General features: G+C 63.1%; 20 protein-coding genes and 1 pseudogene. 13 read left to right on the top strand and 8 right to left on the bottom strand.

Features of this window, described 5'->3' with window-relative positions; genetic code table 11:
• The first annotated feature begins 50 nt into the window (after window positions 1-50).
• The 4 genes from AC3WVQ_RS08285 to AC3WVQ_RS08270 all read left to right on the top strand — a co-directional run bounded on the left by AC3WVQ_RS08285 (window position 51) and on the right by AC3WVQ_RS08270 (window position 5,059).
• Window positions 51-1,916, top strand: a complete 1,866-nt coding sequence (locus AC3WVQ_RS08285) for an ABC transporter ATP-binding protein (protein ID WP_090293887.1) — start codon at window positions 51-53, stop codon at window positions 1,914-1,916.
• Window positions 1,917-2,283: 367 nt separating this feature from the next.
• Entirely contained in the window at window positions 2,284-2,862 is a 579-nt protein-coding gene (gene petA, locus AC3WVQ_RS08280; RefSeq protein WP_034794992.1) for a ubiquinol-cytochrome c reductase iron-sulfur subunit, read from the top strand.
• A 14-nt stretch (window positions 2,863-2,876) separates the two neighbouring features.
• Window positions 2,877-4,157, top strand: a complete 1,281-nt coding sequence (locus tag AC3WVQ_RS08275) for a cytochrome b (RefSeq protein ID WP_034794990.1) — start codon at window positions 2,877-2,879, stop codon at window positions 4,155-4,157.
• 32 nt (window positions 4,158-4,189) lie between these two features.
• The gene (locus tag AC3WVQ_RS08270) at window positions 4,190-5,059 is read left to right on the top strand and encodes a cytochrome c1 (RefSeq protein WP_090293885.1); all 870 of its coding nucleotides are present in this window, start codon (window positions 4,190-4,192) and stop codon (window positions 5,057-5,059) included.
• A gap of 296 nt (window positions 5,060-5,355) precedes the next feature.
• Here AC3WVQ_RS08270 and AC3WVQ_RS08265 read toward each other — a convergent pair whose 3' ends face one another.
• Window positions 5,356-5,922, bottom strand: a complete 567-nt coding sequence (locus AC3WVQ_RS08265; protein ID WP_110819183.1) for a GrpB family protein — start codon at window positions 5,920-5,922, stop codon at window positions 5,356-5,358.
• Between the two features lie 182 nt (window positions 5,923-6,104).
• On the opposite strand from AC3WVQ_RS08265, the gene AC3WVQ_RS08260 reads away from it, so the two are divergent.
• The gene (locus AC3WVQ_RS08260; protein ID WP_090293882.1) at window positions 6,105-6,488 is read left to right on the top strand and encodes a hypothetical protein; all 384 of its coding nucleotides are present in this window, start codon (window positions 6,105-6,107) and stop codon (window positions 6,486-6,488) included.
• A gap of 310 nt (window positions 6,489-6,798) precedes the next feature.
• Here AC3WVQ_RS08260 and AC3WVQ_RS08255 read toward each other — a convergent pair whose 3' ends face one another.
• Complete coding sequence (locus AC3WVQ_RS08255) at window positions 6,799-13,470, bottom strand: apolipoprotein A-IV repeat region-like domain-containing protein (RefSeq protein ID WP_492382690.1); 6,672 nt, start codon at window positions 13,468-13,470, stop codon at window positions 6,799-6,801.
• 537 nt (window positions 13,471-14,007) lie between these two features.
• On the opposite strand from AC3WVQ_RS08255, the gene AC3WVQ_RS08250 reads away from it, so the two are divergent.
• On the top strand, window positions 14,008-14,376 hold the full coding sequence (locus AC3WVQ_RS08250) for an Hpt domain-containing protein (protein WP_034794621.1): 369 nt from the start codon (window positions 14,008-14,010) through the stop codon (window positions 14,374-14,376).
• A gap of 247 nt (window positions 14,377-14,623) precedes the next feature.
• A complete protein-coding gene (locus AC3WVQ_RS08245; RefSeq protein ID WP_034794619.1) occupies window positions 14,624-14,944 on the top strand; it encodes a 2Fe-2S iron-sulfur cluster-binding protein in 321 nt (106 codons plus the stop codon).
• Between the two features lie 435 nt (window positions 14,945-15,379).
• Here AC3WVQ_RS08245 and AC3WVQ_RS08240 read toward each other — a convergent pair whose 3' ends face one another.
• Window positions 15,380-16,009, bottom strand: a complete 630-nt coding sequence (locus AC3WVQ_RS08240; protein WP_034794616.1) for a DUF922 domain-containing Zn-dependent protease — start codon at window positions 16,007-16,009, stop codon at window positions 15,380-15,382.
• Window positions 16,010-16,116: 107 nt separating this feature from the next.
• Here AC3WVQ_RS08240 and folP point away from each other — a divergent pair, with 107 nt between their 5' ends.
• The 3 genes from folP (at window position 16,117) to folK (ending at window position 17,965) form a co-directional block, all read left to right on the top strand.
• Window positions 16,117-16,968 (top strand): dihydropteroate synthase, encoded by an 852-nt coding sequence (gene folP, locus AC3WVQ_RS08235; RefSeq protein ID WP_090293879.1) that lies wholly within the window; start codon window positions 16,117-16,119, stop codon window positions 16,966-16,968.
• A gap of 114 nt (window positions 16,969-17,082) precedes the next feature.
• Complete coding sequence (gene folB, locus AC3WVQ_RS08230) at window positions 17,083-17,451, top strand: dihydroneopterin aldolase (protein ID WP_034794609.1); 369 nt, start codon at window positions 17,083-17,085, stop codon at window positions 17,449-17,451.
• Window positions 17,441-17,965 (top strand): 2-amino-4-hydroxy-6-hydroxymethyldihydropteridine diphosphokinase, encoded by a 525-nt coding sequence (gene folK / locus AC3WVQ_RS08225; RefSeq protein WP_090293878.1) that lies wholly within the window; start codon window positions 17,441-17,443, stop codon window positions 17,963-17,965. The genes folB and folK overlap by 11 nt, the downstream gene beginning before the upstream one ends.
• A 78-nt stretch (window positions 17,966-18,043) precedes the next feature.
• Here folK and AC3WVQ_RS08220 read toward each other — a convergent pair whose 3' ends face one another.
• Window positions 18,044-18,595, bottom strand: a complete 552-nt coding sequence (locus AC3WVQ_RS08220) for a hypothetical protein (RefSeq protein WP_034794604.1) — start codon at window positions 18,593-18,595, stop codon at window positions 18,044-18,046.
• Window positions 18,596-18,832: 237 nt separating this feature from the next.
• Here AC3WVQ_RS08220 and AC3WVQ_RS08215 point away from each other — a divergent pair.
• Window positions 18,833-19,697 (top strand): annotated as a pseudogene (locus tag AC3WVQ_RS08215) (cytochrome b/b6 domain-containing protein).
• A complete protein-coding gene (locus tag AC3WVQ_RS08210; RefSeq protein WP_090293877.1) occupies window positions 19,694-20,485 on the top strand; it encodes a molybdopterin-binding protein in 792 nt (263 codons plus the stop codon). The pseudogene AC3WVQ_RS08215 and the gene AC3WVQ_RS08210 overlap by 4 nt, the downstream one beginning before the upstream one ends.
• Before the next feature lie 15 nt (window positions 20,486-20,500).
• Here the strand turns inward: AC3WVQ_RS08210 and AC3WVQ_RS08205 are convergent, their stop codons facing one another.
• The 3 genes from AC3WVQ_RS08205 to AC3WVQ_RS08195 form a co-directional block, all read right to left on the bottom strand.
• Complete coding sequence (locus AC3WVQ_RS08205) at window positions 20,501-21,586, bottom strand: YcjF family protein (RefSeq protein WP_090293875.1); 1,086 nt, start codon at window positions 21,584-21,586, stop codon at window positions 20,501-20,503.
• Complete coding sequence (locus AC3WVQ_RS08200; RefSeq protein ID WP_090293873.1) at window positions 21,583-23,079, bottom strand: YcjX family GTP-binding protein; 1,497 nt, start codon at window positions 23,077-23,079, stop codon at window positions 21,583-21,585. Before AC3WVQ_RS08200 ends, AC3WVQ_RS08205 begins: the two co-directional genes overlap by 4 nt.
• Window positions 23,080-23,226: 147 nt before the next feature.
• Window positions 23,227-23,730, bottom strand: coding sequence for a SixA phosphatase family protein (locus tag AC3WVQ_RS08195; RefSeq protein ID WP_060520725.1), 504 nt, complete (start codon window positions 23,728-23,730; stop codon window positions 23,227-23,229).
• Window positions 23,731-24,133: 403 nt separating this feature from the next.
• On the opposite strand from AC3WVQ_RS08195, the gene dksA reads away from it, so the two are divergent.
• The gene (dksA, locus tag AC3WVQ_RS08190; protein ID WP_034794589.1) at window positions 24,134-24,553 is read left to right on the top strand and encodes an RNA polymerase-binding protein DksA; all 420 of its coding nucleotides are present in this window, start codon (window positions 24,134-24,136) and stop codon (window positions 24,551-24,553) included.
• A gap of 174 nt (window positions 24,554-24,727) precedes the next feature.
• On the opposite strand, the gene AC3WVQ_RS08185 is transcribed toward dksA, so the two are convergent.
• Window positions 24,728-25,717 carry a flagellar biosynthetic protein FliO gene (locus AC3WVQ_RS08185; protein ID WP_090293872.1) on the bottom strand — a complete coding sequence of 330 codons (990 nt, stop codon included), beginning with the start codon at window positions 25,715-25,717 and terminating at the stop codon, window positions 24,728-24,730.
• Window positions 25,718-25,723: the final 6 nt, after the last annotated feature.

Genomic DNA, 25,723 nt, shown 5'->3' with positions numbered 1-25,723 from the left:
ATTGTGTCGAAACCGATTGCTGTTCCTGCCGAACCGCCTATATCGGAACCATGCTCAGCGCCATCGTCAGCCTCTTCGAGAACTGGATCAAGCCCTTCGCACCGCGCGAGCGCCTGCAGCCGCCGAAATCGCTCTGGGGGTTTGCCTGGTTCTACGCCAGACAGGCCAAGGGACCGTTCATCGCTATGGCCGTCTTGGGTGGCCTCGTCGCCATGCTGGAGGCGGGTCTTTTCTACTTCGTCGGGCGGCTCGTCGATCTGCTCGACACCGTGAAGCCGGAAGCTGGCTGGAGCGGGTTGATCGCCGCCAATGGCCCGGAGCTTCTGTTCATGCTCCTGACGGTCATGGTCTTCCGTTTCATCGCGGTGTCGTTGGCGGCGCTCGTCGAAGAACAGGCGATCACGACAGGCTTTTTGAACCTGGTGCGTTGGCAATCCTACGTGCACGTCGCCAGGCAGTCGCTGACCTTCTTTCAGAATGACTTTTCCGGCCGCATCGTCACCAAGGTCTGGGCCGGCGCGCAGGCAACGAGCGACCTGCTCGTCTCGCTGCTGCAGGTCGTCTGGTTCATCGTCATCTACACGGCGTCCACCATGGCGCTGGTGGCGCAGCTCGACTGGCGTCTGGCCGCGATGGTCGGCTTCTGGATCGTCGTCTTCCTGGTGCTGGCGCGCTTTTTCGTTCCACGCATCCGCAAGCACGCCCGCGATACCGCCGAAATGGCGTCGATGCTGAACGGTCGCATGGTCGATGCCTATTCCAACATCCAGACATTGAAGCTCTTCGGGCGCGACGAGGAGAACGACCGCTATATCCGCGGCGGCTTCGACCGGTTCCAGCGCGCGGTCATCCCGTTCACGCGGCTCTTGACGGCCGTGCGCGCCTCACTGGCACTGCTTTCCGGCTTAATGATCACGGCGATCGCGGTCTACGCCATCCATCTCTGGCTCGCAGGCTCGATCAGTTCCGGCGCGGTCGCCTTCACGCTGGCACTGGTGCTCCGGCTAAACATGCTGCTTGGCCGCATGATGACGCAGTTCAACTCGATCATGCGCAACATCGGCACGATCCAGAACTCGGCCGAACTGGTCTCTCTGCCGATCGGTCTCGTCGATCGGCCCGACGCGACGGAACTGGCCGTGAGCAAGCCGGAAATCCGCTTCGAGCACGTCCGCTTCCACTACGGCAAGGGCGACCGCGTCATCGACGATTTCTCGCTCGTGGTGCGCCCGGGCGAGAAGGTGGGCATCGTCGGTCGCTCGGGCGCCGGCAAGTCGACGCTCGTCAATCTCCTGTTGCGCTTCTACGATCTTGAGAGCGGGCGCATCCTGATCGACGGCCAGGATATCGCGTCCGTCAGGCAAGAGTCGCTGCGCGCCCAGGTCGGCATGGTCAGCCAGGATACTTCGCTTCTGCATCGCTCGATCCGCGACAACATCCTCTTCGGCCGTCCCGACGCGAACGAGGAGCAACTGATCGCTGCGGCTCGGAAAGCCGAAGCCTACGACTTCATCGCCGACCTTCAGGACCAGCGCGGCCACAAGGGGCTCGACGCCCATGTGGGCGAGCGCGGCGTCAAGCTTTCGGGCGGACAGCGGCAGCGCATCGCGATCGCCCGGGTGATGCTGAAGGATGCGCCGATCCTCGTGCTCGACGAGGCGACCTCGGCGCTCGATTCCGAAGTCGAAGCGGCGATCCAGTCCAATCTCGACCGCCTGATGCAGGGCAAGACGGTGCTCGCGATCGCGCACCGGCTGTCGACGATCGCCGCGCTCGACCGGCTGGTGGTGATGGACAAGGGGCGGATCGTCGAACAGGGAACGCACGCCGAACTTGTTGCCCGCGGCGGACTGTACGCCGGGCTCTGGTCACGACAGTCCGGCGGATTTCTCGCCCGGGAAGAGGCGGCGGAGTAGGGCGCTTTACGGACGCCTTCAAGCACATCCGGCGGGCGCAAATTCCGCCCAACTGATGGCCGTCAAGTCCTTGTGCCAATTGGCCGCGCTTTTCCCCGCGACAATCTGCCCACATGCCCTTGTCAAGGCTGGACATAATTTGCGATCAAGCATAGAACGCGCCGGATTGACGGGGATTCTGCGTGCTGTGCGCGCGCCGATTCTTTTCGGATTCTGTGCCGATGTCGCATTTGCAACCGCAAGGCGATGGGGCGACAGCACTATGAATAGGGCGTGGTTCCTTGACCTGGATCAAACCGCAAGGGGCAGGAATTTCGCCGGGGGCGGATGCGGTTTCCGCAATATTGCGTGAGAGGATGGTTTAGCCGTGAGCGAACACGACACTTCAAGCGAGGCCTTGGGCGAGCCCACTCGCCGCGACTTCCTTTATCTGGCTACCGGTATGGCAGGCGTCGTCGGCGCTGGTGCCGTCGCCTGGCCGTTCATCGACCAGATGCGTCCGGACGCATCGACGCTCGCGCTCGCCTCGATCGAGGTCGACGTATCGAGCCTTCAGCCCGGTATGTCGCTGACGGCGAAATGGCGCGGCAAGCCGATCTTCATCCGCAACCGTACGGAGAAGGAAGTCGAGGAGGCAAAGGCCGTCAAGCTGGACGAGCTTAAGGACCAGGTTGCGCGCAACGCCAACCTTCCGGCCGACGCTTCCGCGAGCGACCTCGATCGTTCCGCCGGCGAAGGCAAGGAAAACTGGATCGTCATGATCGGTTCCTGCACCCATCTCGGTTGCGTGCCGCTTGGCCAGGCCGGTGATTTCGGTGGCTGGTTCTGTCCCTGCCACGGTTCGCACTACGATACGGCCGGCCGCATCCGTAAGGGTCCGGCGCCGGAGAACCTTCACGTGCCGACCTTCTCGTTCGTATCCGACACAGTTATCAAGATCGGTTGAGGGGACTACTGATAATGAGTGCTGAACATTCAACCTACACGCCGACGACTGGCATTGAGAAATGGGTTGATTCCCGTCTGCCGTTGCCGCGTCTCGTTCACGATAGCTTCATCAGCTACCCGGTTCCCCGGAACCTGAACTACGCCTACACCTTCGGTGCCATGCTCTCGGTCATGCTGATCGTCCAGATCCTGACCGGTATCGTGCTGGCCATGCACTACGCCGCTGAAACGACCGTCGCCTTCAACTCGGTCGAGAAGATCATGCGCGACGTCAATCACGGCTGGCTGCTGCGCTACATGCACGCCAACGGCGCATCCTTCTTCTTCATCGCCGTCTACCTGCACATCGCCCGTGGTCTCTACTACGGCTCGTACAAGGCTCCGCGCGAAATCCTCTGGATCCTCGGCGTGGTCATCTACCTGCTGATGATGGCGACCGGCTTCATGGGCTACGTTCTGCCCTGGGGTCAGATGTCCTTCTGGGGCGCGACCGTTATCACCGGCTTCTTCACCGCCTTCCCGCTGGTGGGTGAGTGGATCCAGCAGTTCCTGCTCGGCGGCTTCGCCGTTGATCAGCCGACGCTGAACCGCTTCTTCTCGCTGCACTACCTGCTGCCCTTCATGATCGCCGGCGTCGTCGTCCTGCACATCTGGGCCCTGCACGTAACGGGTCAGACCAACCCGACCGGCGTTGAAGTCAAGTCCAAGACCGACACCGTGCCCTTCACGCCCTATGCGACGCTGAAGGATGCACTCGGCGTTTCCGTCTTCCTGATCATCTATGCCTGGTTCGTCTTCTACCAGCCGAACTTCCTCGGCCACCCGGACAACTACATTCCGGCTGACGCGCTGAAGACGCCCGCTCACATCGTTCCGGAATGGTACTACCTGCCGTTCTACGCGATGCTGCGCGCGATCACCTTCAATGTCGGCCCGATCGACTCCAAGCTCGGTGGCGTTCTGGTGATGTTCGGCTCGATCATCATCCTGTTCTTCCTGCCCTGGCTCGACACGTCCAAGGTCCGCTCGGCCGTCTACCGTCCGTGGTACAAGCTGTTCTTCTGGGTCTTCGTGGCCAACGCCATCCTGCTCGGCTGGCTCGGCTCGCGTCCGGCGGAAGGCCTGTACGTCGTGATGTCGCAGATCGGCACGCTGTACTACTTCGGCTTCTTCCTCGTCATCTTGCCGGTCCTCGGTCTGATCGAGACGCCGAAGCGCATTCCGAACTCCATCACCGAAGCGGTGCTGGAAAAGCAGAATGCCAAGGCGCAGCCGGCTGCCGCGCGCGCCTGATCAGAACAGCGATTGATAAGGAACCCACAACAATGAAAAAGCTTGTTACAGGCATTCTGTCACTCGCTGTCGTCGCTGGTCTCGGTCTCGGTGCGGCTGTTGCCGAAGAGGCGAAGGGCGGCGAGGAGCATGGCGGCGGTACGCCCCACTATCCGATCCACAAGCCGGAACAGCAGGACTGGAGCTTTGCCGGTCCCTTCGGTCACTACGACAAGGGTCAGCTTCAGCGCGGCCTGAAGGTCTACGCCGAAGTCTGTTCTGCCTGCCACTCGATGAACCTGGTGTCCTTCCGCACGCTGGAAGGCCTGGGCTATTCGGAAGGCCAGGTAAAGGCCTTTGCGGCGAACTACGAAGTTCAGGACGGCCCGAACGCCGACGGCGAGATGTTCACCCGCAAGGCTGTCGCCTCCGACCACTTCCCGTCGCCTTACGCGAACAAGGAAGCGGCTGCCGCATCGAACAACGGTGCAGCTCCGCCGGACTTCTCGCTGATCGCCAAGGCTCGCGGCATCGAGCGCGGCTTCCCGCAGTTCATCTTCGACATGTTCTGGCCCTACCAGGAAGGCGGCCCGGACTACATCCACGCGCTGCTGACCGGCTACCAGGATCCGCCGCAGGGCGTCGAAGTGGCTGAAGGCACGCACTACAACCCGTACTTCGCCAACGCTGCCGCGCTGGCGATGGCTCAGCCGATCTCCGCCGACCAGGTCACCTATGACGATGGCACGCCGCAGACGGTCGACCAGTACGCAAAGGACGTTTCGGCGTTCCTGATGTGGGCCGCCGAGCCGCACCTCGAAGAGCGCAAGCGCACCGGCTTCATGGTCATGGTGTTCCTGCTGATCTTCACCGGCCTGGTGTACCTCACCAAGAAGTCGGTCTACGCCAACAAGGAACATTGATCGGCTCCGGCTCAGGCCGGTACGACCAAGACCCAACGAAAAAGGCCCCGGTTCGTCCGGGGCCTTTTTCGTTTACCACCGTGCGTCCCGACACCGTTGACCTTGGGCGAGGAATTTGGCCGACATGCAGCAAGTTCGTGATGCTTCACGCATTCCTTTGGCGAAGGGCAGGCGGCTAAACACCAGTCGCTCGCAGGACAGGCTTGCGATGCAGACAGCAGCTACCGTATTCGGCCGATCATTGGCCACCGCACCGATCTCGGATTAAGGCTGTGCCGGGGCAGCGGAAGACCGGCCTACGCATCGGAAGGACCTGGTCTCCAGCCGCTTGCCGCAGCCCACCGATCCGCGCGTCGAATGACCTGCCACAAGTGTTCCGACTTGCCCTCGGTATAGGCTGCCCGGTCGTGGCGATGTCGGCTTGCCAATGCCCGCTTCAGCTCGACGTATGGGCCGTGTTCCGCGGCATGGGCACGCATGTAGTCGCGAAACAGCAGCGACCATTGTTCCTGCCAGCTTCCCGCTCGGCGCACATGGATGTGCGTGCGTTCGTCGCCAGGGCGCTCACGAAAGTAGCGTTTCGTCAGATCGGTATTCTGCGGCCGCCACAGGTAGCCGATCGCCGCCATTTTTTCCGCCAGGACGTCGAGGGGCTCCAGATCGGCAACGGAAATCTGAACATCGATGATCGGCTTGGCAGCCAGACCACGGATTGCGGTGGAGCCGATATGGTCGATACGCAAGGCATGATCGCCCAAAACCTGGCGGATCGTCTTCGCCTTGGTGGCAAACCGCTCCGCCCAATCGGAGGACCAATCGCAGATTTCAATCGGCTGTGTCGTGCAAGGCAGCTCCCTATCCATCGGACGAACTTCAGATGCAGAGCGCGATGATGTCAACATTCATTCCTGCGTTCCACCTGTCTGGCTGGCTGAGTGTCTGGCCGTCCGGATGCCGTTAAGGACGACTGCATGTTATGGCTGCATCGACCGTTGGCGCCCGCCTAGAAGGCTGCGTTATTGTTTCTTCAGAGGGGTGAATCTCGATGTCTATTTCTTTCAAGCGCCTGGCGGCGGTCGCCGTGGTAGCTCTTGCCTTTGTTCCCGGCATTGCACAGGCCGAGAGTTACGCGACGCTCACCAAGCAAGGCTACGCCACCGGCAAGCTCTCCAGGGGCAAGTCCGGCGCCTGGGGCTGGGTGGTCGGCAACGGCGAGAAGACGTTCTTTTGCCGGCTGAACGTCGCTTCTGCCTATGTCAACAAGAAGGAGATGGTGAGCTTCACCGCAACCGGCCGCATGCTCAAGATCGACCGTGCGACCTACGACGACGCGCTCGGCGGACCGGACCCGAACAAGCCTTACCTGAAGGATCTGCAGGCGGGCCGGGTCAAGCCCGCCAATGTCGGCGGCTGTTCGCCACTGCGTTGAGCCGGTCCAGTCAGCACGCGTCGCCAGGCGCGGCTAAAGCATGTCGACAGCCCGTTGTTCACGACACCCGCCTACGAACCCAAATCCCGTTCGCGCAGCCGTGATTAGCGGGTAGTGGCCCGAACTTGCGAGAAGGGGCAGAGTCCGGTCGTACGCGTGCCGGGAGCGCCTTAAGGAGCGCACTGCATCATAAGGGATCGCTAGTATCTTAGCGGAAGTGATCCGTCGCTTTTCTTCTCTGATATCCCTGCAAACGAAAACGGCCCCTTCGCAAGACGGGGCCGTTTTGATTGTTTCTATCCGGGCTCGCTTAGCTGAAGCGACCGGCGGCGTGGGCGAGCATCGTATAGACCTTGCCGGTATCCGACGTCAGGTAGGTCTGGGTGATGCGCTTGTCCGGGTCGTTGCGGGCGACATCGGCGAGCAGCTTTTCGAAATCTGCGATGTAGCGGTCGACAGCGGTGCGGAATTCCGGCTCGCGGTCGTACTTGCGCTTGATCTCGTCGAAGGTCTGCTGGCCCTTCAGCGTGTAGAGGCGACGCGTAAAGACGTCGCGCTCGCCGCGCTGGTAGCGGCGCCACAGATCGACCGACGCATCATGATCGATGGCGCGGGCGATATCGACCGAAAGCGAGTTCAGCGATTCAACCACGTGGCGCGGGTTGCGGCTGTCGCCGGCCCGTGCCGTTGGCTGAGCCTCGGCCGGACGCTGCGGCGCGGACGAGGGTGCCTCTTCGCGCGACGCCGCACGGAGCAGGTCACGCATCCAGCCACCACCTTCGGCGACCTCGTTGCTCACAGCCTGCGTCGGCGCCGGCTGGCGAACGGCGGGCTGCTCGATACCGAGGCTGCCGCGCAGCGCCGGCGCCGGTTCCTGACGGCGCGGCTGCTCGATGACGGGCTGCTGCGCTACCGGCTGCTGTGCCACTGGCTGCTGTGCCACTGGCTGGGGCTGCGGCTGTGCGACCGGTTGCGGCTGCGGGGCTGCCTGCTGCTGCACGGGACGGGCGACCGGAGCGGAGGCCGGCTGCTGGCGCAGCGGCTGGGCCACTTCGAGCTGCGTCGAGGACTTGCCGATGATGTCGGACAGTTCCTGCAGCGCCTTGATCTGCTCGCCGACGGCACGGCGCATGACGGCCGCATTTTCCTTGGCTTCTTCCGGCAGGTCGAAGGCGCCGCGCTTCAGCTCTTCGCGGGTCATGTCGAGTTCCTTGCGGATCTCGCCAGCCGAGCGACGGATCTCGTCAGTCGCGCCGCTGAAGCGGCCGATCGCCTCGTCGATTGCGACGCGAACGGCGTCACGCAGCTGGTCTGCGACGCCATCGGACTTCTTGCCGCTTTCGGCAAGCATGCGCTCGATGTCGGACACCGAGGCCGCAACGCTGCCGCGCAGACGCGAGGCGACTTCCTTGGAGCGCTCCTCGGCATTGGCAAAGGCACCCTCGATCGAGGCACCGGCATCTTCACCGACCTTGGCGATCGCCTGGCGAAGGGCTTCCGATGCGCCGAGCGCACGGCCCTCGACGGAGGAGAGCGTCTTGTTGACGTCGGCAAACGAGGTCTCGACGCCCGAGCGAAGCGTGTTGGCAATCTGGCGCGAACGCTCTTCGGCACGGCTGAAGACCTGCTCGACCGAGGCGCCGGCTTCGTCACCGGCCTGGGCGAGCGTGTTGCGCATCGATTCAGCAGCTTCCGCCGCGCGCTGTTCGGCGCTCGTCAGCAGGCGACCGACATCGGCGAAGGACTGCTGGATGCCGCTGCGCAGGTTTCCGGCAACGTGGCCCGAGCGTTCTTCGGCCCGCTGGAAGGCGCCGTCGACGAAGCCTTCGAGCGCACGCATCGTGCGTTCGATCTCTTCCGAGCGCTGGACGAGGCCGACCGACAGGGTGCGAAGCGCATCCTGGCGTTCCTCGAGCGTGCTGACGAGGTTCGACTGGGCCGCGCCGAGCAGGTCGGAGGCCTGGCCGAGAACGCGCGAGTGGTCTTCGAACCGGCCGACAATGCCGCCGATCTGCGACAGGGTCGAGGCGGAGATATCGGAGAGCTTGTCGACCTTGCCTTCGATGAGGCGGGTGGAGGTCGACAGCATGTCGGAGGCCTGACGGGTCGATTCCGACACGCGGGCGATCGTCGATTCCAGACGCTGGTCCATTTCGCCGAGGTTGCTGCTCGCCTGGTCGATGACCGTGGCAATGGCCGCATTGTTGTTGGCGAGCTGGTCGATCAGGCCAAGGGCGGTCGACTGCAGACGGTTTTCGACCATCTTCATCGCCTTTGCCGTCTCTTCGGCGCGGTAGGAGATCGCGTTCAGCGTCTCGCCCGTGCGCTCGGCGATGGCGTTGACGAGGGCGGCGTTTTCCGCACGCAGGCGGTCGGCGCTTTCCTGTGTCACGGCAGCGATGCGCTCGGCTGCCTCGCGGCCGGTGGCGGCATACTGGTCGATGACAGGGCGTGCCTGCTCGTCGATCAGGCGCGACAGCTCCATCGAGCGGCCGGCGAGCATCGAGTTGAGTTCGCGGGTGCGCTCGTCGAGCGTGGTGCGGATTGCTTCGCCACGGGCTTCCAGCGCCTTCTCCGTATTGCTGAGGCCCTGGTGGATGTTGTCGGCGTGGTTGGCGATCTGGCTGTGCGTTGCGGCCAGCCGTGCGCTTGCGGTGTCGGCCGCGTCGGCGATCGAGCGGGCAAGCTCGGCATGACGTGCAGCGGTCGCTGCCGCCTTCTGCTCGATCGAGTTGGCAAGCTCGGCGTGGCGCGCGGCGGTGGCGGCTGCCGTCTGGTCGATCGTGTTGGCGAAGTCTGCCTGGCGAGCAGCAAGTGCGGAGGCGAAATCGTCGCCTGCCTTCGACAGCAGCCCGGCCGAGCGGACAGCTTCCGCGTCGATTTCCTGAGCTGCACCGCTAATGGCGCCGCGCAGGCTGTTCACAAGGCCGGCGGCCTTGTCTTCCATGCGCAGTGCCTCTGCGTCGAGTTCCTGGGCGACGTCGCCAACGGCGCTACGAAGCGTGTTGACGAGGCCGGCAGCCTTGTCTTCCATGCGCAGCGTTTCTGCGTCGAGTTCCTGCGCGACATCGCCAACGGCGCTGCGGAGCGTGTTTGCGAGACCGGCTGCCTTGTCTTCCAGGCGCACGGCTTCGGCATCGAAGTCCTCAGCCACGCCGCCGACTGCGCTGCGCAGATTGGCGACGATGTCGGACGTCTTGCCTTCCAGGCGATTGGCTTCAGCGTCGATATCCTGCGTTGCCTCGTGAACGGCGCCGCGCAGGCTGGTGACCAGAACGGCCGCCTTGCCCTCGATCGTGCGGTTGACGTTATCTAGGCCGATGTTGAGGGCACGATCCATGGTGCCGAGGCGTTCGGCGATGCGTTCCGCACCGGACTCGATGGCGCCGGTGATCCGGGTTGCCGCAACTTCGCTCATGCGGTCGATGTCGCCAGCGCGGTCACCAAGGCTGTCGGCGATCCGCTGTCCGGCGCCGTCGACGATCTGGTTGACGCTGCCGACGCTGTCGCGGACCCGATCTTCCAGCGAGCTGAGGCTGACTTCCAGGCGCAGGCCGGTATCGTCGACCAGGGTGTTGACGTCGTTGACGCTGCCGCGGATGCGGTCCTGAAGGACGCCGAGGCTGTTTTCGATCAGTGCACCGGTCTCGCCGACGATCGCGTTGACGCCGCTGACGCTGCCACGGATACGGTCTTCGAGCGCGCTGAGGCCACCTTCGACACGGGCCGCCGCATCATCAACGACGGAGCCGACATTGGTGACGCTGCCGCGAATGCGGTTTTCGAGGGCACCGAGATTGCTCTCGATCCGTGCGCCGGTGTCGTCGACCACGGCGCCGACATTGCCGACGGTGCCACGAATACGGTCTTCGAGGACGCCAACGCGGTTCTCGAGATGCATGCCGGTTTCGTCGACGATCGAGCTGATGTTGCCGGCGCTCTCGCGCATGCGCTCTTCGAGTGCGCCGAGGCTGGTTTCAACGCGCATGCCGGTATCGTCAAGGCGATCGTTGAGGCCGTTGATCGACAGGTCAACGCGGTTGGTGAGGCTGTCGGCCGCCAGGCTGATCTGGTTGGCGGTTTCGGCCAGGCGCTCGGCAATATGGCCCGTGGTCGAGCGCATACGGCTGTCGAGCACTTCGCCGCTGCGGTCGATGGCGCTGGCGAGTGCCGACTGACGCTCTTCGAGCGACATTTCCAGCATGCCGGCGCTGGTGGCGAGCGTCGTGGCGATCGCGGTCGACTGATCGGCAAGCATGCCTTCGAGCTGCTCGCGGCCCTGGCCGACGGCAAGGTTGATGGCGTTGATGCGGTCGTCGAGCGTGACGCGGATCTGTTCGTGCGTGGACGAGAGCGTATCGCGCAAGTGCTCGGCGCGGCCGCTCAGCGTCTCCTCGATTTCCGCTGCCTTGCCGGCAAGCGACGCGGTCGCTTCGGTGGTGCGCGCGGTCAGCGCATCGGCGATGTGCGCGCTGGTCTCGGTCAGCGTATCGGAGATCTTGCTGACACGGCCGCTCAGATCTTCGGCGATGCGGGCACTCGTCTGGGTGAGCGTATCGGAGATCAGGCTGACGCGGCCGCCCAGGTTTTCGGCGATCGTGTTGACGCTCTCGGAGAGCTTCTGCTCGATATCACCGACGCGATCGGTCATGGTTTCGGCGACGGCGGTTGCCCGGAAGGTCAGGCTGTCGGCCACGTCTTCGGCGTGACGGCTCAGCGTATTGGCCATCTCGTTGGCACGCGACGACATCGTCGAGGTGATGGCGGCGGCGCGCTCGGCGAGTACGCCGTCAAGCGCCGTCGTCTGGTTGGTGAGCGCGTCGGAGATCGCTTCGCCGCGTTCGGAAAGGACGCGCTCCAGCCGGTCGGCCGTGCCGCTGACGGCGGTGTCGATCGAGTCCGCGCCCATGGAGAGGATCGTCGAAAGCGCGAGCGTGCGTTCCGACAGGGTGTTGTCGAGGCGGTGCTGGCTGGCAGCGATGGCGCTGGTGATCTCGTCGGTCGAGCCGTGCAGGGTCTGCTCGATGCGGGCGTGCGCGGCCTGCAGGCCGTCGACGAAGGCAGCGGTACGGCTGTCGAGACCTTCGGTCAGGCGCTGTTCGCTCGTCGTCAGTGCGCTCGAAAGTGCGTCCGCACGCTGGCCGAAGCCGTTTTCGATGCGGTCCTGTGCCTGGGTGAGGGCACCCATGAGGCCGCTGGTCTTTTCGGAGAGCACGCTGTCGATGCGGGTGTGCGCATCGCCGATCATGTTGCCGAGTTCGGTGGTACGGCTCGCAATCGTCTCTTCGATGAAGTCCTGGGTCGCGCCGAGCGTGGTCGCAAGCGTCAGCGACTGGTCGGAAAGGGCCGAGCCGATCTTCTCGATGCTGCTGTCGAGCGCGCCGCCGATCGCCTCCGAGCCGCCGGAGACGGTCTCGTTGATGCGGTGCAGGCTTTCCATGAGCTTGGTGTCGAGCAGGCTCGCACGCTTGTCGAAGGCGGAGGCAAACTCGTGGAACCGCTCGTCGAAGGCGGTTGCGAGCTGGCCGACGGTCGTCTGCAGCTTCTCTTCAAAGAAGCCGCCGCGAAGGTCGAGGTCCATGATCGCGTCGTCGGCGCTGGAGCGCAGGCTCTGGCGGAAGCTCGCGCCCTTTTCGTCGAGCGTGGCGTTGAGCGAGGCGAGCACGTGGTCGAGGCCACCGGTGATGGCGTGCTGGCCGACGCTCAGGCTTTCGTTGAGGTCGCGGGTGCGGGCGATCAGTGTTTCGTTGAGCTGGCGGGCGCGTTCGTTGAGCGCCGCATTCAGCTTCTCGGTGCTGGCGTCAAGCGAGGAGGCGCGCGTTTCGAACTGGCTGAGCAGGTCTTCGCCGCGCTTCGTCAGCGTGTCGCTGAGCTGGTCAAGCCGGGTGTCAAATTCGGTGCTGAGACCGAGGCCGGCAGCGGTCAGGCCCGAAAGCAGCGCATCGGTGCGGGTCGTCAGCATGCTGCCGATCGACTGCAAGGCGCCGTCCGATTTCTCGCTAAGGGCAGCCGCGCGGGTGTCGATAAGCGAGGCAAAGGCTTCGCCCGAGATTGCAATGCGCGAAGCAATGTCTTCGCTCGCTTGTTCCAGGTCGTCCTTCAGCTTGCCATGCGCACCGGAGATGGCCGAACGGATACGCTCCGAATGCCCGATGATGGCTTCGCGCTCAAGCCCGAGTTCCTGCACCAGCGTGCGCACGCGCAGTTCGTTTTCGCTGTAGCTGCGTTCGAGCGCGTTGACCTCGGAATGAACCAGCGTTTCGAGTTCGGTGGCGCGGGCAATCGTGCGTTCGATGCCTTCGTTCATCGCCGAGACTTCGCGACGGACGGCCTGGCCGACCGTCATGACGCGATCGGCAGCAGCCGTTTCCGGCTCGGCAAGGCGCAGGGCGACTTCCGCCATCGAGCGCGCGGCGTTGCGCAGTTCCTGCGCGCGGGCGATCATGATGGCAAAGGAGAAGAAGAGCATGATCGGCAGCACGATGCCGATCGCGACGCCGACGGCGCCAGGGGTGGCGGCAAGGTCGCTCAGCGAACGGATCTGCCAGATCTGCGGCCCGTAAAGAAGGTTGGCGACACCGAGGCCGGCAACCGCCCAGATGACGGACACCAGCGCAGCAACGCGGATCGCGGCGCGATTGGAGCGCACGTCGAGCGCACGCAGCATCGCAGCCGGCGAACGGCGACCATCGTCGTTGGCGGCGGAAAGGGACGGGGACTTGGGCGCAGGTTCCGGAGCGAGCGTCTTGGCCGCTTCTGCAGCACGTGCCCCGCGGGACTGTTCCGGCTGAGGCCGTGCTTTCTTATTCTGATCGGGCGTCGCCGCCTGATTGGTGGGCTGAGACACATTTTCCTCCGGATCATCCAAGGAAGTCTTGTCATTCGGGCTCGATGCAAGCTCGTCGAAATCAATCTTCAGGGCAGCTTCCAGAGCCTGGAACGCCTTTTCGTCGATCGACTCATTGCTCTTTTTCGTCGCCATAGGGATACGCCTCATTACCTTTTGCCCAGAACGGAAAGCGCCTCTGGCCCGTTAGCGGGCAGGGTCTCTTCCTCATGGGCGGTGACGGCAAGATACGCGCATCGGATCTACGCAATACCCTACTGATCACCCACTGCATTGCCTCGACGGATAGTCGCATTTGTGGCCGAATGGGACCACGCGTCGAGCTTATCCACCGGAACGGTTGCCATTTTCGTACGCGGGTCCGTTCCTAAGCGTATCGTAGTGACACATTAGCTGGGTTCTTACAATTAAGAGCGCTTGGGGTTGATTAAAATCCTAATGAAATCTTAATGCGGTGCAGGTCTAAAAGCCGGAAAAGATAAGGAAATCAGAGAGTTTAACGGACGTTAACCATTTTCCCAAAATACTGCCTATATTGCGCCCGGATTTGAGCCAATAGGTGCCGGAGCCCGCCGAAGATGGAAGTCTGAACAGTGCGGGCGGCGGCACCGCTCCCGATGAAGCGATGCCGGAAACAGGCCAACATCAAACAAACAATAGGGAAATTGGCTCATGGCGGCCCTCAGGATTGCCTTTGAAGCCCCGGATAGTCCGGGAAACTCTTCTGCGTCAGGCAAAAAGCCGATCGACTTTGCTCACCTCGCCGTCCAGACGATGGGTGACAAGGCGCTCGAAATCGAAGTGCTGCAACTCTTTGCGCGCCAGGCGCGCCAGGTCTTGAAGGAAATCGCCGAAGGCGAGGGCACGCCCCGTGCCCAGGCAGCCCACCGGCTAAAGGGCGCAGCCCTTGCGGTTGGTGCCGTCGACGTTGCAAGCGTTGCCGGCGCGATCGAACACAATCCGGCCGAAGCTTCGCTCTGCGACCAGCTCGCATCGGCCGTGCTCGAAGCCGAGCTCTTCATTCTGAAGCTCTGCCGCTAGCGGCTACCGAGCAGACAGGGGGCCTAACCGACCCCTGTCTGTCGCACGATGCCCGCGCCTCGCATAGAGGGCGCCGTGCCGGCAGCCATTGCTACCGGCACGATCTGCGGCGACGCACAGAATGACGGCCGTTGTTGACTGGCCGGCCGATTTGTTGGAAGAACTTTCCCTGAATTTGCGCCCGCGGGGTTCTTTTCTCAACAGGCCTTGCGCCCGGCCAATCCACCAGTTCATTCCGGAAAGAGACATGACAAAACTTACGATCGTTGCCTTTGATGGCGCGCGCCACGAACTTGATGTCGAGAACGGCTCGACGGTCATGGAAAACGCCGTTCGCAATTCGGTTCCCGGCATCGAAGCGGAATGCGGCGGAGCCTGCGCCTGTGCGACCTGTCATGTCTATGTCGACGATGCCTGGGCTCAAACCGTCGGCGCTCCTGAAGCCATGGAAGAAGACATGCTGGACTTTGCCTACGACGTCCGCCCGACGTCGCGGCTTTCCTGTCAGATCAAGATGAGCGATGCGCTCGACGGTCTCGTCGTGCACGTGCCGGAGCGCCAGGCCTAACGCCTGCGTCCCACGCCCCTTCTTTCAGACCTCCGCACAAAAAAAGCGCCTCGCCGGTCGTTGGACAAGCGAGGCGAGGAGGGCGCATCGCATACAGATGAGGGAGGGAACATCTGCTGCACCAAGACACGCCAGGAGAACCCGTTCCGGCTCCGCTGTTCGATTCTTCTTTTTCTTTTCAAGTGAACAACGTTGCGCAATTCAAAGTAAAGGCAACATCTAAGCTTTTCGCGCCGCAATCGCGTCGCGCATAACCTACTCTATTTGTGGGGCTAGTCTTTGTCCCGGCCCCTCTCTCATTGGTTTGAATATAGATGAGTCGCCGGCCGGCAGCCATCGTTATATTTCACCAATAAAATACTGTGGGTATTGCCGCTGAAATGGCCCTATCCGTGACTATAGTCAGGCTCTTCTTCGGGGTTCCGGCTTTGCTATCTACTGTTGCGCTTTCTTCAGCGTCTCCAGCCTGTATTGCAGAAGACGGATCATGCGCTTGTCGAAGTTGGCGGCTTCGGTGCGGTCGAAGCGAGCCTGATCCTTGTCATGCGCCTCTATCGCGGTTGCGCTGACGCGGGCAACGCTTTCCTGCATCTCTTCGCACGTGTCCTGCGGCTTCAACGCCAGGAACATCTTCTCCATCCGCCGCGCGTGATTGCGGGCGATTTCCGCGTGGCGCTCCTCGTGGCGTTTGATGTCGCTTGACAGCGTGTCCCACACGAGGGCGAGGTCACGTCCGGCCTGGCGGCGATACTTCCATTTGGGCAGAATGATGCGCGTGTTGAGCGTGACGCGGGCCGAGCCGACGGCGCAGCGTCCGTTGCGGCTGACATAGGTGATCGAGCCGCCGAACTTGATGCGGGTCGCGCCCGGATGCCGTGCGCCGGTCGATTTCATCATCGGGCCGCTGGCCGAGAGTGCCTTGTCCAGTTCTTCCGCAGTCCGGCCGCCGATCGAAAAATAGGAGAAGCTCTTGTTCACCACGGTTTCGCCCGAGGCCGTGCCAAGCGGGGCGGCAACCAGGAGAGCAAGAAGGGCGACTTTGAACGGGACGCGTACTCGGGACATCAATGCGTGGTTCTCTTCGGTTGAACTTCAATCAAGCTTGGGGCATAGCCAGCGCCGGCGCAACAGCAAAACGATGGCTCCCGGCCGTATGCGGATGGTGAGGGAAAATGACTTACAATCCATTTCAGAAATTTAGCTGGAAGCTGGCGCATGGACGCAGCCTCGAACTGGGGCCGCGTGGCGTTTTGATGGCGATCGTCAATGTTACCCCGGATTCTTTTTCCGATGGCGGCCGTTTTATCGATGCCGTTGCCGCGGTGGCGCAAGGGATGCGCTGCCTGGAGGAGGGCGCCTTGATCCTCGATATCGGCGGTGAATCCACACGCCCCGATGCGGCGCCCGTCAGCGCCGAGGAAGAACAGGCGCGGATCCTGCCTGTCATCGCAGCGCTTGCCCGTGATACCGATGCGCTGATTTCCGTCGACACTTACAGAGCCTCGACCGCCCAGCTTGCGGTCGACGCCGGCGCGCATATCGTCAACGATGTGCACGGCCTTCAGCGCGAACCCGACATTGCCACTGTCGCCGCCAAGAGCGGCGCTGGCATCTGCGTCATGCATACGGGCCGGGGCCGTGAAAAACTCGCAGACGTGATCGCCGATCAGTTTCATTTTCTCGACCGGTCGCTCGAGATCGCGGCAGCTGCCGGCGTGGAGCGGGATCGCATCATTCTCGATCCGGGCTTCGGCTTCGCCAAGGACACGGATGAGAACCTGGAATTGATGGCGCGCTTCGCAGAGTTGCACCGTTTCGAGCTGCCATTCCTGGTCGGAACGTCGCGCAAGCGCTTCGTCGGCGCGGTCAGCGGCCGAGAGGCGGCCGATCGCGACATGGCGACGGCCGCGACAACGGCGCTTTTGCGCGTTGCCGGCGCCTCAATTTTCCGCGTACACGATGTCGCAAACAGCAAGGATGCACTGGTGATGGCGGATGCTATGCTGCACGCCAGAGCGAGGTGAGATTTTCTCGTCCGCATTCCGCCTGAACCTGTGACTACCAATCACGCGCATGACTGCTGAGCGGCTCGACCGCGCAATCATGGCGATCCAAGAAAGCCGATGGGACTGAGAAGCATGAGCGCGACCTATATCATCACCCTCAAGAACTGCGCCTTCTTCGCGCGCCACGGCGTCTTCGACGAGGAGGAGCTTCTTGGTCAGCGCTTCTTCGTCGATGCCGAGCTCGAAGTCGAACAGGGAACGGCGCTGGTCGACGACTCGATCGAAGACACCGTGCATTACGGCATCGCCTTCCAGGAGATCGAGCGCATCGTCACCGGCCGCCGTCGCTATCTGATCGAGGCGCTGGCGCTGGAAGTGGCCAAGACGCTCTGCGTGCGCTTCCCGCAGATCAAGCGCGCCAAGGTGTCGATCCGTAAGCCGAATGCGCCGGTTCCGGGTGTGCTCGATTATGTCGAAGTGACGGTCGAGCATGTCGTCTGAGGTGAACTGGCGGGCAGCGACACTCGGGCTTGGCGGCAATCTCGGCGATCCCCGCAAGGCGATGGCCGAAGCGCTTCGCCTGCTCGATGCCCGCGACGACTGCGTGGTCAAGGCCGTCTCGCGCCTTTATCGCACGCCGCCCTGGGGCAAGACGGACCAGGCCTGGTTCTACAATGCCTGCGCCAAGGTCGACACGACGCTCGAGCCCGAAGCCCTGCTCGACGCCTGCCTTGATATCGAACGGTCGATGAAGAGGGTTCGCGACGAGCGCTGGGGGCCGCGCACGCTCGACATCGATGTGCTGACCTTCGAGGGCATGGCGCAAGCGGGCGGGCGACTGGAGTTGCCGCATCCGAGGATGACCGAGCGCGGTTTCGTACTGATGCCGCTTGCCGATTTCGCCGCCGACATGGCTGTTGGCGGCCGTCCGGTCGGCGACTGGCTGCAGCAGGCTGACGTCGCAGGCATCGAGGTTGCGGATGGTGACATGAGCTGGTGGCGCGCAGGCGCCTGAACAGGACCGCAACATAATCCACAAACGACAAAGCCCCGGTCGATGCCGGGGCTTCGTCGTTTATTCGGGTGTTGAACGTTACTTGATCGAACCGACAGCGATCGCGTCGATCTGGCGGTTGAGGCTGACGCCGATGACCGGCACCATCGTTTCTTCGACCTTGACCGAAATGGTGATGTTCATCGTCTGGTCGTCCTGCAGACGGGCGATCATGGCGCCATTCAGCTTCTTGCGATTGATGCCGACGACGACCTTGTCCTTGGCGACGTTGCCGGAAATGATATCCAGGCCCTTGCCCTCGGCGCCGTCGAGAAACTTGCCGGTATAGGTGTTGCCCTTCTGTGTGATCAGCGCCGACATCGGCTGCTTGAACACGCCGACGCGGCAGAAGCCGTCGAGCTTGATGCCGGTGTCATCGCCCGCAACCGGTTCGCCCGAGAGATCGCAGGTGAACTTGGTGCCCTTGTACTTGCCCGCGACGATCTCGCCCGGGCCCTTCCACTGGCCCGCGACCTTCTCGAAAAAGACCTTGTCCTTGGCGCCGGAAAAAGCCGGTGTCGCAAGGCCGACGGTGGCTGCAAGCGCGAAGGCGGCAGCGCCGCGAGCGATCAAAGAAGGGCGCGAGAACATAAACGATCCTTGATGGGTCAACGTCCGAAACTGAAAGCCACATTTGCGCGCAAATGGTTAACGGACGGTTTCTGCGCGGTGCGCGGCGCGGCTTCTTTGTGGCCGAAAAGCGGATTGACCACAGCATTTTTGGCTTAGGAAATACAGTGGGTTGGCGGATTTCGGCGAGCATTGTGCGGGGACATGAAACTTGCCCCAATCGCGCTACGTATAACCATGGGAAACGGGAGATTTCCCATGGCTATAGCAGGACATGATTCCGAATCGACCGCGTCAGACGCACAGCAGAGCCTGGTGATATCGCTGCACCGGCTGACAACCCGGCTTACCCATTGGGGATGGGCCGGCGCGCTGTTCTTTTCTGTTTCTCAGCGGCCTGCAGATCTTCAACGCGCACCCGGCACTCTATGTCGGGCAGCAGTCGGGTTTTGCCTTCGACAACAGCATCCTGTCGATTGGGCCTGTGCATGAACGAAGCGGCGAGGTTCGCGGCCTGACGACAGTCTTGGGGCTGAGCGTTGACACCACCGGTGTCCTGGGCGTCAGCGGGCCGGAACAGGAGAGGGCCTACCGGGCTTTTCCGGCCTGGTTGACCGTGCCGTCCTACCAGGACCTCGCCACCGGCCGCGTCGTGCACTTCTTCTTCGCCTGGATGTTTGCCGTCGTCTATTCCATCTGGCTGGTCGCAAGCGCGATCAACGGTCACCTGCGGCGGGACATTCTTCCCGCTTTGGCCGACATCCGCGCCTTGCCCGCGACCTTCATCGCGCATCTGCGGTTGCGCTTCGAACATGACGGGCGTTACAACAGCTTGCAGAAACTCTCCTACGGCATTGTTCTCCTGGTCTTTTTTCCTCTCATGATCGCGACAGGGCTGACGATGTCGCCGGGCATGGACGCCGGCTGGCCCTGGCTGGTTCAACTCTTTGGCGGCAGGCAGACGGCCCGCACGATCCATTTCGTCGTGATGCTGCTGCTCGTCGGCTTCTTCACTGTGCACATCGCCATGGTTTTTGCCGCCGGTCCGATCAACGAGATGCGGTCGATGATTACTGGGCGTTATCGCATCAGGCGTTCGGTGGACCGGGGAGGAAGGACATGAGCGCGTTCCTCCTCAGTCGCCGGCGCTTCCTGGCGGCGGCAGGGGCGACGGCCTCGTCGTTGCCGCTTGCCGGGTGCGACGCACTCGACGGCCTCGTTGGCAGTGGCAGTCGCGTGCGCGACTTTCTCGCATCCGCCAACAGCCTTACTTACCGAGCACAGCGGCTGCTGGTGCCGGCTGATCGGCTGGCGCCGGAATTTGCCGAGAGCGAGATCCGGCAGGGGCAACGACCGAACGGCTCCACCGACCCGGGTGATGCGACCTATCTCGCGCTGAAGCAGGACGGCTTTTCCGGATACCAGTTTCGCGTTTCCGGCCTGGTCGAGCGACCGCTTCACCTGACGCTTGCAGAGCTGCGAAACATGCCGTCGCGCACCCAGATCACTCGACACGACTGTGTCGAGGGCTGGAGCTGCATCGCCAAGTGGAGCGGCGTTGCCCTTACTCGCGTCCTCGATGAAGCCCGGGTGAAGCCCGAGGCGCGTTACGTGGTCTTTCATTGCTTCGACAGCATGCCGCTCGGCCTTGGCGGCTCGGTCGCCTATTACGAATCGATCGATATGCTCGATGCGCATCACCCGCAAACGATCCTCGCTTATGGCCTGAACGGCGCGGCTTTGCCGGTCGCCAACGGTGCTCCACTGCGCGTCCGGGTCGAGCGCCAGCTGGGTTACAAGATGGCGAAGTACATCAAGGCGATCGAAGTCGTTGCCGATCTCGCGCCCTTCGGTCGAGGGCGCGGCGGCTATTGGGAAGATCTCGGCTACGACTGGTATGCGGGGATCTAGTTTCGCGTGACCGCGCTATTTCTCGCCGCTTTCGCCAATCACGCGTCCGGCGCCGGGGCTGAGGTCGGCGAGAAAATCACCGATCCCGGGACGCTTCAGCGCGCGAAACGGCATCGGGCGGCAAAGGTCCATCGCGGCGATGCCGATGCGTGCGGTCATCAGGCCATTGATGACGCCTTCGCCCAGGCGCGCCGAGAGCTTCGAAGCCAGCCCGTGGCCGAGCACCTGCTGGATCAGGCTGTCGCCGGCGGCGATCGAGCCGGTGACGGCCAGATGAGCGATCACGTCGCGCATCAGCCGCAAGAGGCCGAGCGTGCCGGGGCGACCGCCGTAAAGTTCGGCCATGGCGCGGATCAGGCGGGCAGATTCGTAGAGGACGTAGCCGAGGTCGACGAGCGCCCGCGGGCTGACCGCCGTGACGATCGACACGCGCTTGGAAGCCGCGAGAATGAGGCGCCGCGCCTCGCGGTCGAGTGGGCTGAGCAGCTCGCGCTCGGTGAGTTCGATCACGTGCGGACCGTCGATGATCTCGCCTTCGCTTTCCTTCAGCCGTGTGCGCCCGCGCGCCGTCCGCGGATTGCTGGCCAGCAGGTGGACGAGCTTTGCCTGCGCCGCGCGCGCGGGTTTCGCACTGGCCGAAGCGGCCGCCGCTTCCGTTTCCGCTTTCAGCTTCTGGATCGCCGTGAGCTGCATTAGCCCCGAAAATTCGCGGCCGACGACGATCAGCAGCGCCAGCAGACCGATCGCGACGACAACAAGCGCGGCGTAGCCGAGCCAATCGGCACGCGCGAAGAGATCGCGAAGCAGGCGGTCGACCCAGAGGCCGGCAGCCAGTGACAGGATGATGCCGAGTGCGCCGGTCGCGATCTTGCCAACTGACAGGCGGCGCTTGCGAGGACTTGCTTCGGGCAAGGCGAGGGCCTCCACCGCAAGCGTGGTCTCACGGAAAGGGTCTTCCGCATCGGGTGTCAGCACCACATTGTCGTCGAAACTTGCGGGCGCGCGCCGCGCGCGCAGCTGCGGACGGGCCTCGGCGGGCTTGTCTTCGCCAACTGAAAAGGCGCCGGGACGGCGGCTGCGACCGTTGCTGTCGTCACTCATGCGAGCCGGTCTCCGAACAGGAATTGCATGGCCCGGTCGAGGCGGATATGCGGCACCGACAGTTTCAAGCCGCCGCCGGTTTCCTCAAGATGTGGCGGGCGGAAGCGAACAAAGCTGAGTTCCGGCAGCGGATGAGCGCTTTCGATATAGGTCGTCGCGCCGGACCGGGTCTCCAACGTCTTGAAAAGAACTTCAGGATCTTCCGGCAAGTCACCGGGAAATATCGCTGTTTTCCTTTCTCCGTCGAAGATTTCGCCGTTGATCTTCTCGCCGGCAATCGGGGTGCCGACGATGACCGGCAGCGCATGGCCGTCGTGGTTGACGGTCGCTTCGCGGGTGGCCCGGACCGATGCAAGCGCCGTGACCTCGAGGCCGGCGCCGCTCAATCCGATGCTTTCGGCGGCGCGATCGACGAGGCGCGCGGCGATGCGCTCCAGCCGGTCGTGGCTTTCGTGATGCAGGTGATCCGCCTTGGTTGCTGCGATCAGCACCTTGTCGATCCGTCGCGTCAGCAAGGACGAAAGCCAGCTGTTGGTCCCCGGACGGAAGCAGGCAAGCACGTCGGCCAGCGCCTGCTCGAGATCGAGCAGCGCCTCAGGGCCGTTGTTGATCGCCTGCAGGGCATCGACGAGCACGATCTGCCGGTCCAGGCGCGCAAAATGCTCGCGAAAGAACGGGCTGACTACATGTTTCTTATAGGCTTCGTAGCGCCGCTCCATCATCGCCCAGAGCGAACCCTTTGGTGCACGGCCCTCGGGTAGGTCCGGAAGCGGCGAGAAGGTGAGCGCCGGCGAACCTTCGAGGTCGCCCGGCATCAGGAAACGTCCAGGCGGCAGAGTTGAGGGCGAGCGTTCGTCCGCCTTGCAGGCCCTGAGATAGCCGGTGAAGCTCTCGGCGAGCCGGCGGGCGCTGCTTTCGTCGGCTGTCGCCGTCGAGCCAGCCGACGACGCAAGCGTCAGCCATTCGGCCGACAACTTCGCACGGCCAGGTGCACGGGCGCGCGCCACCGAATTGTTGCTGAACTCGCGGAAGTCCTGCGCGAGCAGGGGCAGGTCGAGCAGCCATTCGCCGGGATAGTCGACGATGTCGAGCGACAGCCGGCCCGGCGAGAACAGCCGGTTCCAGCCGCTGGCGCTCTCATATTCAAGGGTTATGCGCAGCTGCGAGATGGCGCGCGTGGAGTCTGGCCAGATGCGATCGCGCACCAGGGCTGCGATATGATCCTCATACTGGAAACGCGGCACGGCATCGTCGGGCTGCGGCTCGAGCCTGACCTTCGAGACCCGGCCCGAACGCACCGCCTCGAACACCGGCAGGCGCCCGCCGTTCAGCAGATTGTGCACCAGAGACGAGATGAAGACGGTCTTTCCCGAACGGGACAGGCCGGTAACGCCGAGCCGGATCGAGGGATTGACGAGGCCGGAGGCGCGGTCGGTGAGGTTGTCGAGCGCGATCAGCGCGTCGTCTTTGAAGCTGGTCAGGTTAGGCGCCAAGTCTTGGTCTTTCTTGCGGCGTGTTTCCCGGGGTCGTTCGCATCGTCAAGCCCGCCGAACGACGATCGGCTGCGGGCTGCCTCCGCGATATAGGCACTAATTGCGGCGCCGCAACGCGCACGTGTCAATTCTTCTTACGGTGCGCCTTCATGGCGTCGGCAACAGCAGCGATATCAGGCGGGCGGAGGCAGCGTCAGACGGCAGATCCAGAATGGCCAGGCCAGCCGGCGGATATCCATCGGGAAGCGCTTCGCGGGCGGCCTCGTCGCCCACCAGGCTGCAGAGCAATTGTTCGATCATCGGATTGTGGCCGACGAGCATCAGCGCGTTTACATGCCGGTGCGCATCGATGAGGTCGAGATAGATGCTCGTCGGACCGGAGTAGAGCGCATCGATGTAGCGGATATCCAGCTCTTCGCTGACCGTGCGGAAGAACGGCTCGGCCGTTTCGCGGCAGCGCACCGCCGTCGAACAGAGGATGCGGTCGGGGCGGATGCCCTGGTCTGCGGCCGTCTGGGCAAGCCGCTCCGCATCGATGTAGCCGACCTCGTCCAGCGACCGATCGAAATCGCGCTGGCCCGGCAGGGCCCAGCCGGAACGGGCGTGCCGCAGGAGGTAGAGGCGGAGAGCCTTGGGGGCGCTGTCTTGCATCGATCGGTTCCGGCGTTGCCTGCCGGTTGCAGCGACAGGGTAGAATTTTGCCGGCTTTCATGTCGGCCGGCAGACCGTCACCTTTCCCCGCACGCACCATAAAGATCAAGCTGGCCGCCGTGATTTTTTCGGGGACTGCCGGTGCTGCGCTTTGCCGCGGTCGTGAATGGACGGTAAAATGGCGCAAACACGTCATTGTCACTTTTCAGCGAGCAGAGGCGGCGGCTTCGGTGGGCGCAAGTTGGAAATCAAGATCCGATGTGTAATTTTGATGAAATATTCGTCAGTTAGCCTGAAACGCTAGCAACATTAAAATACGGTTGAGTGTCTGTTGCGAGGCTTGAATCACAGCTTCCATAGGTCTATACACCGCCGCAATGAGATGTTCTTCAGGAGAATCGCGTTGAGTGAGAAGATCGATCTTAGTACCTTCGTCCTTTCCGAGGACGATGAATTCATGAATGCCAACCACCGGGCGTACTTCCGGGCCAAGTTGAACGCTTGGAAAAACGACATCCTTCGCGAGGCACGCGAGACACTGGATCACTTGGCAGAGGAGAGCGCCAATCATCCGGATCTCGCAGACAGGGCTTCTTCCGAAACTGATCGGGCAATCGAGCTCAGAGCCAGGGACCGCCAGCGCAAGCTGATCTCCAAGATCGATGCGGCGTTGCAGCGTCTCGACGAAGGTACCTACGGCTACTGCGAAGAAACAGGCGAGCCGATCGGCCTGAAGCGACTGGACGCCCGTCCGATCGCGACCCTCTCGATCGAGGCGCAGGAGCGCCACGAGCGGCGGGAAAAGGTCTACCGGGACGAATAAGCTTTCGGGCTTTCGTAACAATCTGAAAAAAGGCGCGGGTCAAACCGCGCCTTTTTCCGTTGTCCCGAATTTCTTCCGAAGCAACGAAGCGGCTCTTCGCTTCGATGCCTGGGCTCAGACAAGTATCTCGCTGCCGTCGCGATGCCTGACGTCGCCGTCAGGCCAATGCGGCAATCAGGGCTTCCGCCCGGCGGAGATGTCGGCCAGCATGCGGTTCATCTCTTCTTCGATTGTCGGCTCTTTATGACCGCCGTCGGCGACAGGCGCGCCAAGCGTCGGCTCCTGACGGCCGGAATGGGCCGGCGCACGGTTTTCCGGAGTGACCGATGTTGCCGGACCCAGGCGCTGCAGGTCGCCGGTGATCTCCGCGTCGAGAAGGCGCTCGAAATCAGAAAGGGCGGTCGCAGGAGCCGGCTGCGGCTGTAGCTGAGGCTGCGACTGGATGATCGCTGCGGGGCGCTGAAGCTGCTGGGCCGGCTGCATCTGAATGGGTTGCGGCTGTACAGCCTGCGCCATTTCCACAGGGCGGTTCATGGCTGCATCGACGTTGACCGCGGGTGCTGCGACGGAGGTGATAGACGGGCTCTCGGGTGCGGGCTGGGCGACAGGGCGAGCGAGAGGGCGCTGCTCTGCAGCAAGGGCAGGTGCTGCCACCGGGCGCTGTTCGGCCGTAACGCGCATGGGCGCCACCGGCTCGACGCGAGCGACCGGCTGTTCCTCTGTCCGGGTGATGGGGCGAACCGGCGTCGCGACGACGGGTTCGGCCTGCATCGTCGGCGCGGGCTGCTGAACGGGTTCCCTGGCTGCCGGACGGCTTTCAGCCACCTTGCGTTCGATGACAGCTGAGCGTTCGCTGACGGCCGGGCGCTCGTCGCCGCCGGCGACGATCCGGCTTTCGATGACGATATCCGTCGGCCCGCCAATCATGATCAGGTGCTCGACATCGTCGCGGCGCACGAGCACGAGACGGCGCCGGGTGTCCACAGCGGCAGCATCGAGCACGGCCAGGCGCGGCTGGCGGTTCTTGCCGCCACGGATGAATGGCGAGGAAGGACGGTTGCGCATGATCCAGAGCACAGCCACGAGGCACAAAAGTCCAATCGCGACCGCTGCAGCGGCGACGACGAACCGGCTGCCGTTGTCGGCGATGATCGTTTCCATCATAGGGTG

It is taken from the genome of Ensifer sp. EB106-05-01-XG146 (assembly GCF_058791875.1).
Note: the sequence above shows the minus strand (reverse complement) of the source record. Positions and strands in the feature narration are given on the sequence as shown.

What these genes read in the sequence shown, in the direction of transcription:
- AC3WVQ_RS08285 (WP_090293887.1), top strand. Translation starts at nt 51, where the DNA reads ATGCTCAGCGCCATCGTCAGCCTCTTCGAGAACTGGATCAAGCCCTTC.
- AC3WVQ_RS08275 (WP_034794990.1), top strand. Translation starts at nt 2,877, where the DNA reads ATGAGTGCTGAACATTCAACCTACACGCCGACGACTGGCATTGAGAAA.
- AC3WVQ_RS08270 (WP_090293885.1), top strand. Translation starts at nt 4,190, where the DNA reads ATGAAAAAGCTTGTTACAGGCATTCTGTCACTCGCTGTCGTCGCTGGT.
- AC3WVQ_RS08265 (WP_110819183.1), bottom strand. Translation starts at nt 5,922, where the DNA reads ATGGATAGGGAGCTGCCTTGCACGACACAGCCGATTGAAATCTGCGAT.
- AC3WVQ_RS08260 (WP_090293882.1), top strand. Translation starts at nt 6,105, where the DNA reads ATGTCTATTTCTTTCAAGCGCCTGGCGGCGGTCGCCGTGGTAGCTCTT.
- AC3WVQ_RS08255 (WP_492382690.1), bottom strand. Translation starts at nt 13,470, where the DNA reads ATGGCGACGAAAAAGAGCAATGAGTCGATCGACGAAAAGGCGTTCCAG.
- AC3WVQ_RS08250 (WP_034794621.1), top strand. Translation starts at nt 14,008, where the DNA reads ATGGCGGCCCTCAGGATTGCCTTTGAAGCCCCGGATAGTCCGGGAAAC.
- AC3WVQ_RS08245 (WP_034794619.1), top strand. Translation starts at nt 14,624, where the DNA reads ATGACAAAACTTACGATCGTTGCCTTTGATGGCGCGCGCCACGAACTT.
- AC3WVQ_RS08240 (WP_034794616.1), bottom strand. Translation starts at nt 16,009, where the DNA reads ATGTCCCGAGTACGCGTCCCGTTCAAAGTCGCCCTTCTTGCTCTCCTG.
- folP (WP_090293879.1), top strand. Translation starts at nt 16,117, where the DNA reads ATGACTTACAATCCATTTCAGAAATTTAGCTGGAAGCTGGCGCATGGA.
- folB (WP_034794609.1), top strand. Translation starts at nt 17,083, where the DNA reads ATGAGCGCGACCTATATCATCACCCTCAAGAACTGCGCCTTCTTCGCG.
- folK (WP_090293878.1), top strand. Translation starts at nt 17,441, where the DNA reads ATGTCGTCTGAGGTGAACTGGCGGGCAGCGACACTCGGGCTTGGCGGC.
- AC3WVQ_RS08220 (WP_034794604.1), bottom strand. Translation starts at nt 18,595, where the DNA reads ATGTTCTCGCGCCCTTCTTTGATCGCTCGCGGCGCTGCCGCCTTCGCG.
- AC3WVQ_RS08210 (WP_090293877.1), top strand. Translation starts at nt 19,694, where the DNA reads ATGAGCGCGTTCCTCCTCAGTCGCCGGCGCTTCCTGGCGGCGGCAGGG.
- AC3WVQ_RS08205 (WP_090293875.1), bottom strand. Translation starts at nt 21,586, where the DNA reads ATGAGTGACGACAGCAACGGTCGCAGCCGCCGTCCCGGCGCCTTTTCA.
- AC3WVQ_RS08195 (WP_060520725.1), bottom strand. Translation starts at nt 23,730, where the DNA reads ATGCAAGACAGCGCCCCCAAGGCTCTCCGCCTCTACCTCCTGCGGCAC.
- AC3WVQ_RS08185 (WP_090293872.1), bottom strand. Translation starts at nt 25,717, where the DNA reads ATGATGGAAACGATCATCGCCGACAACGGCAGCCGGTTCGTCGTCGCC.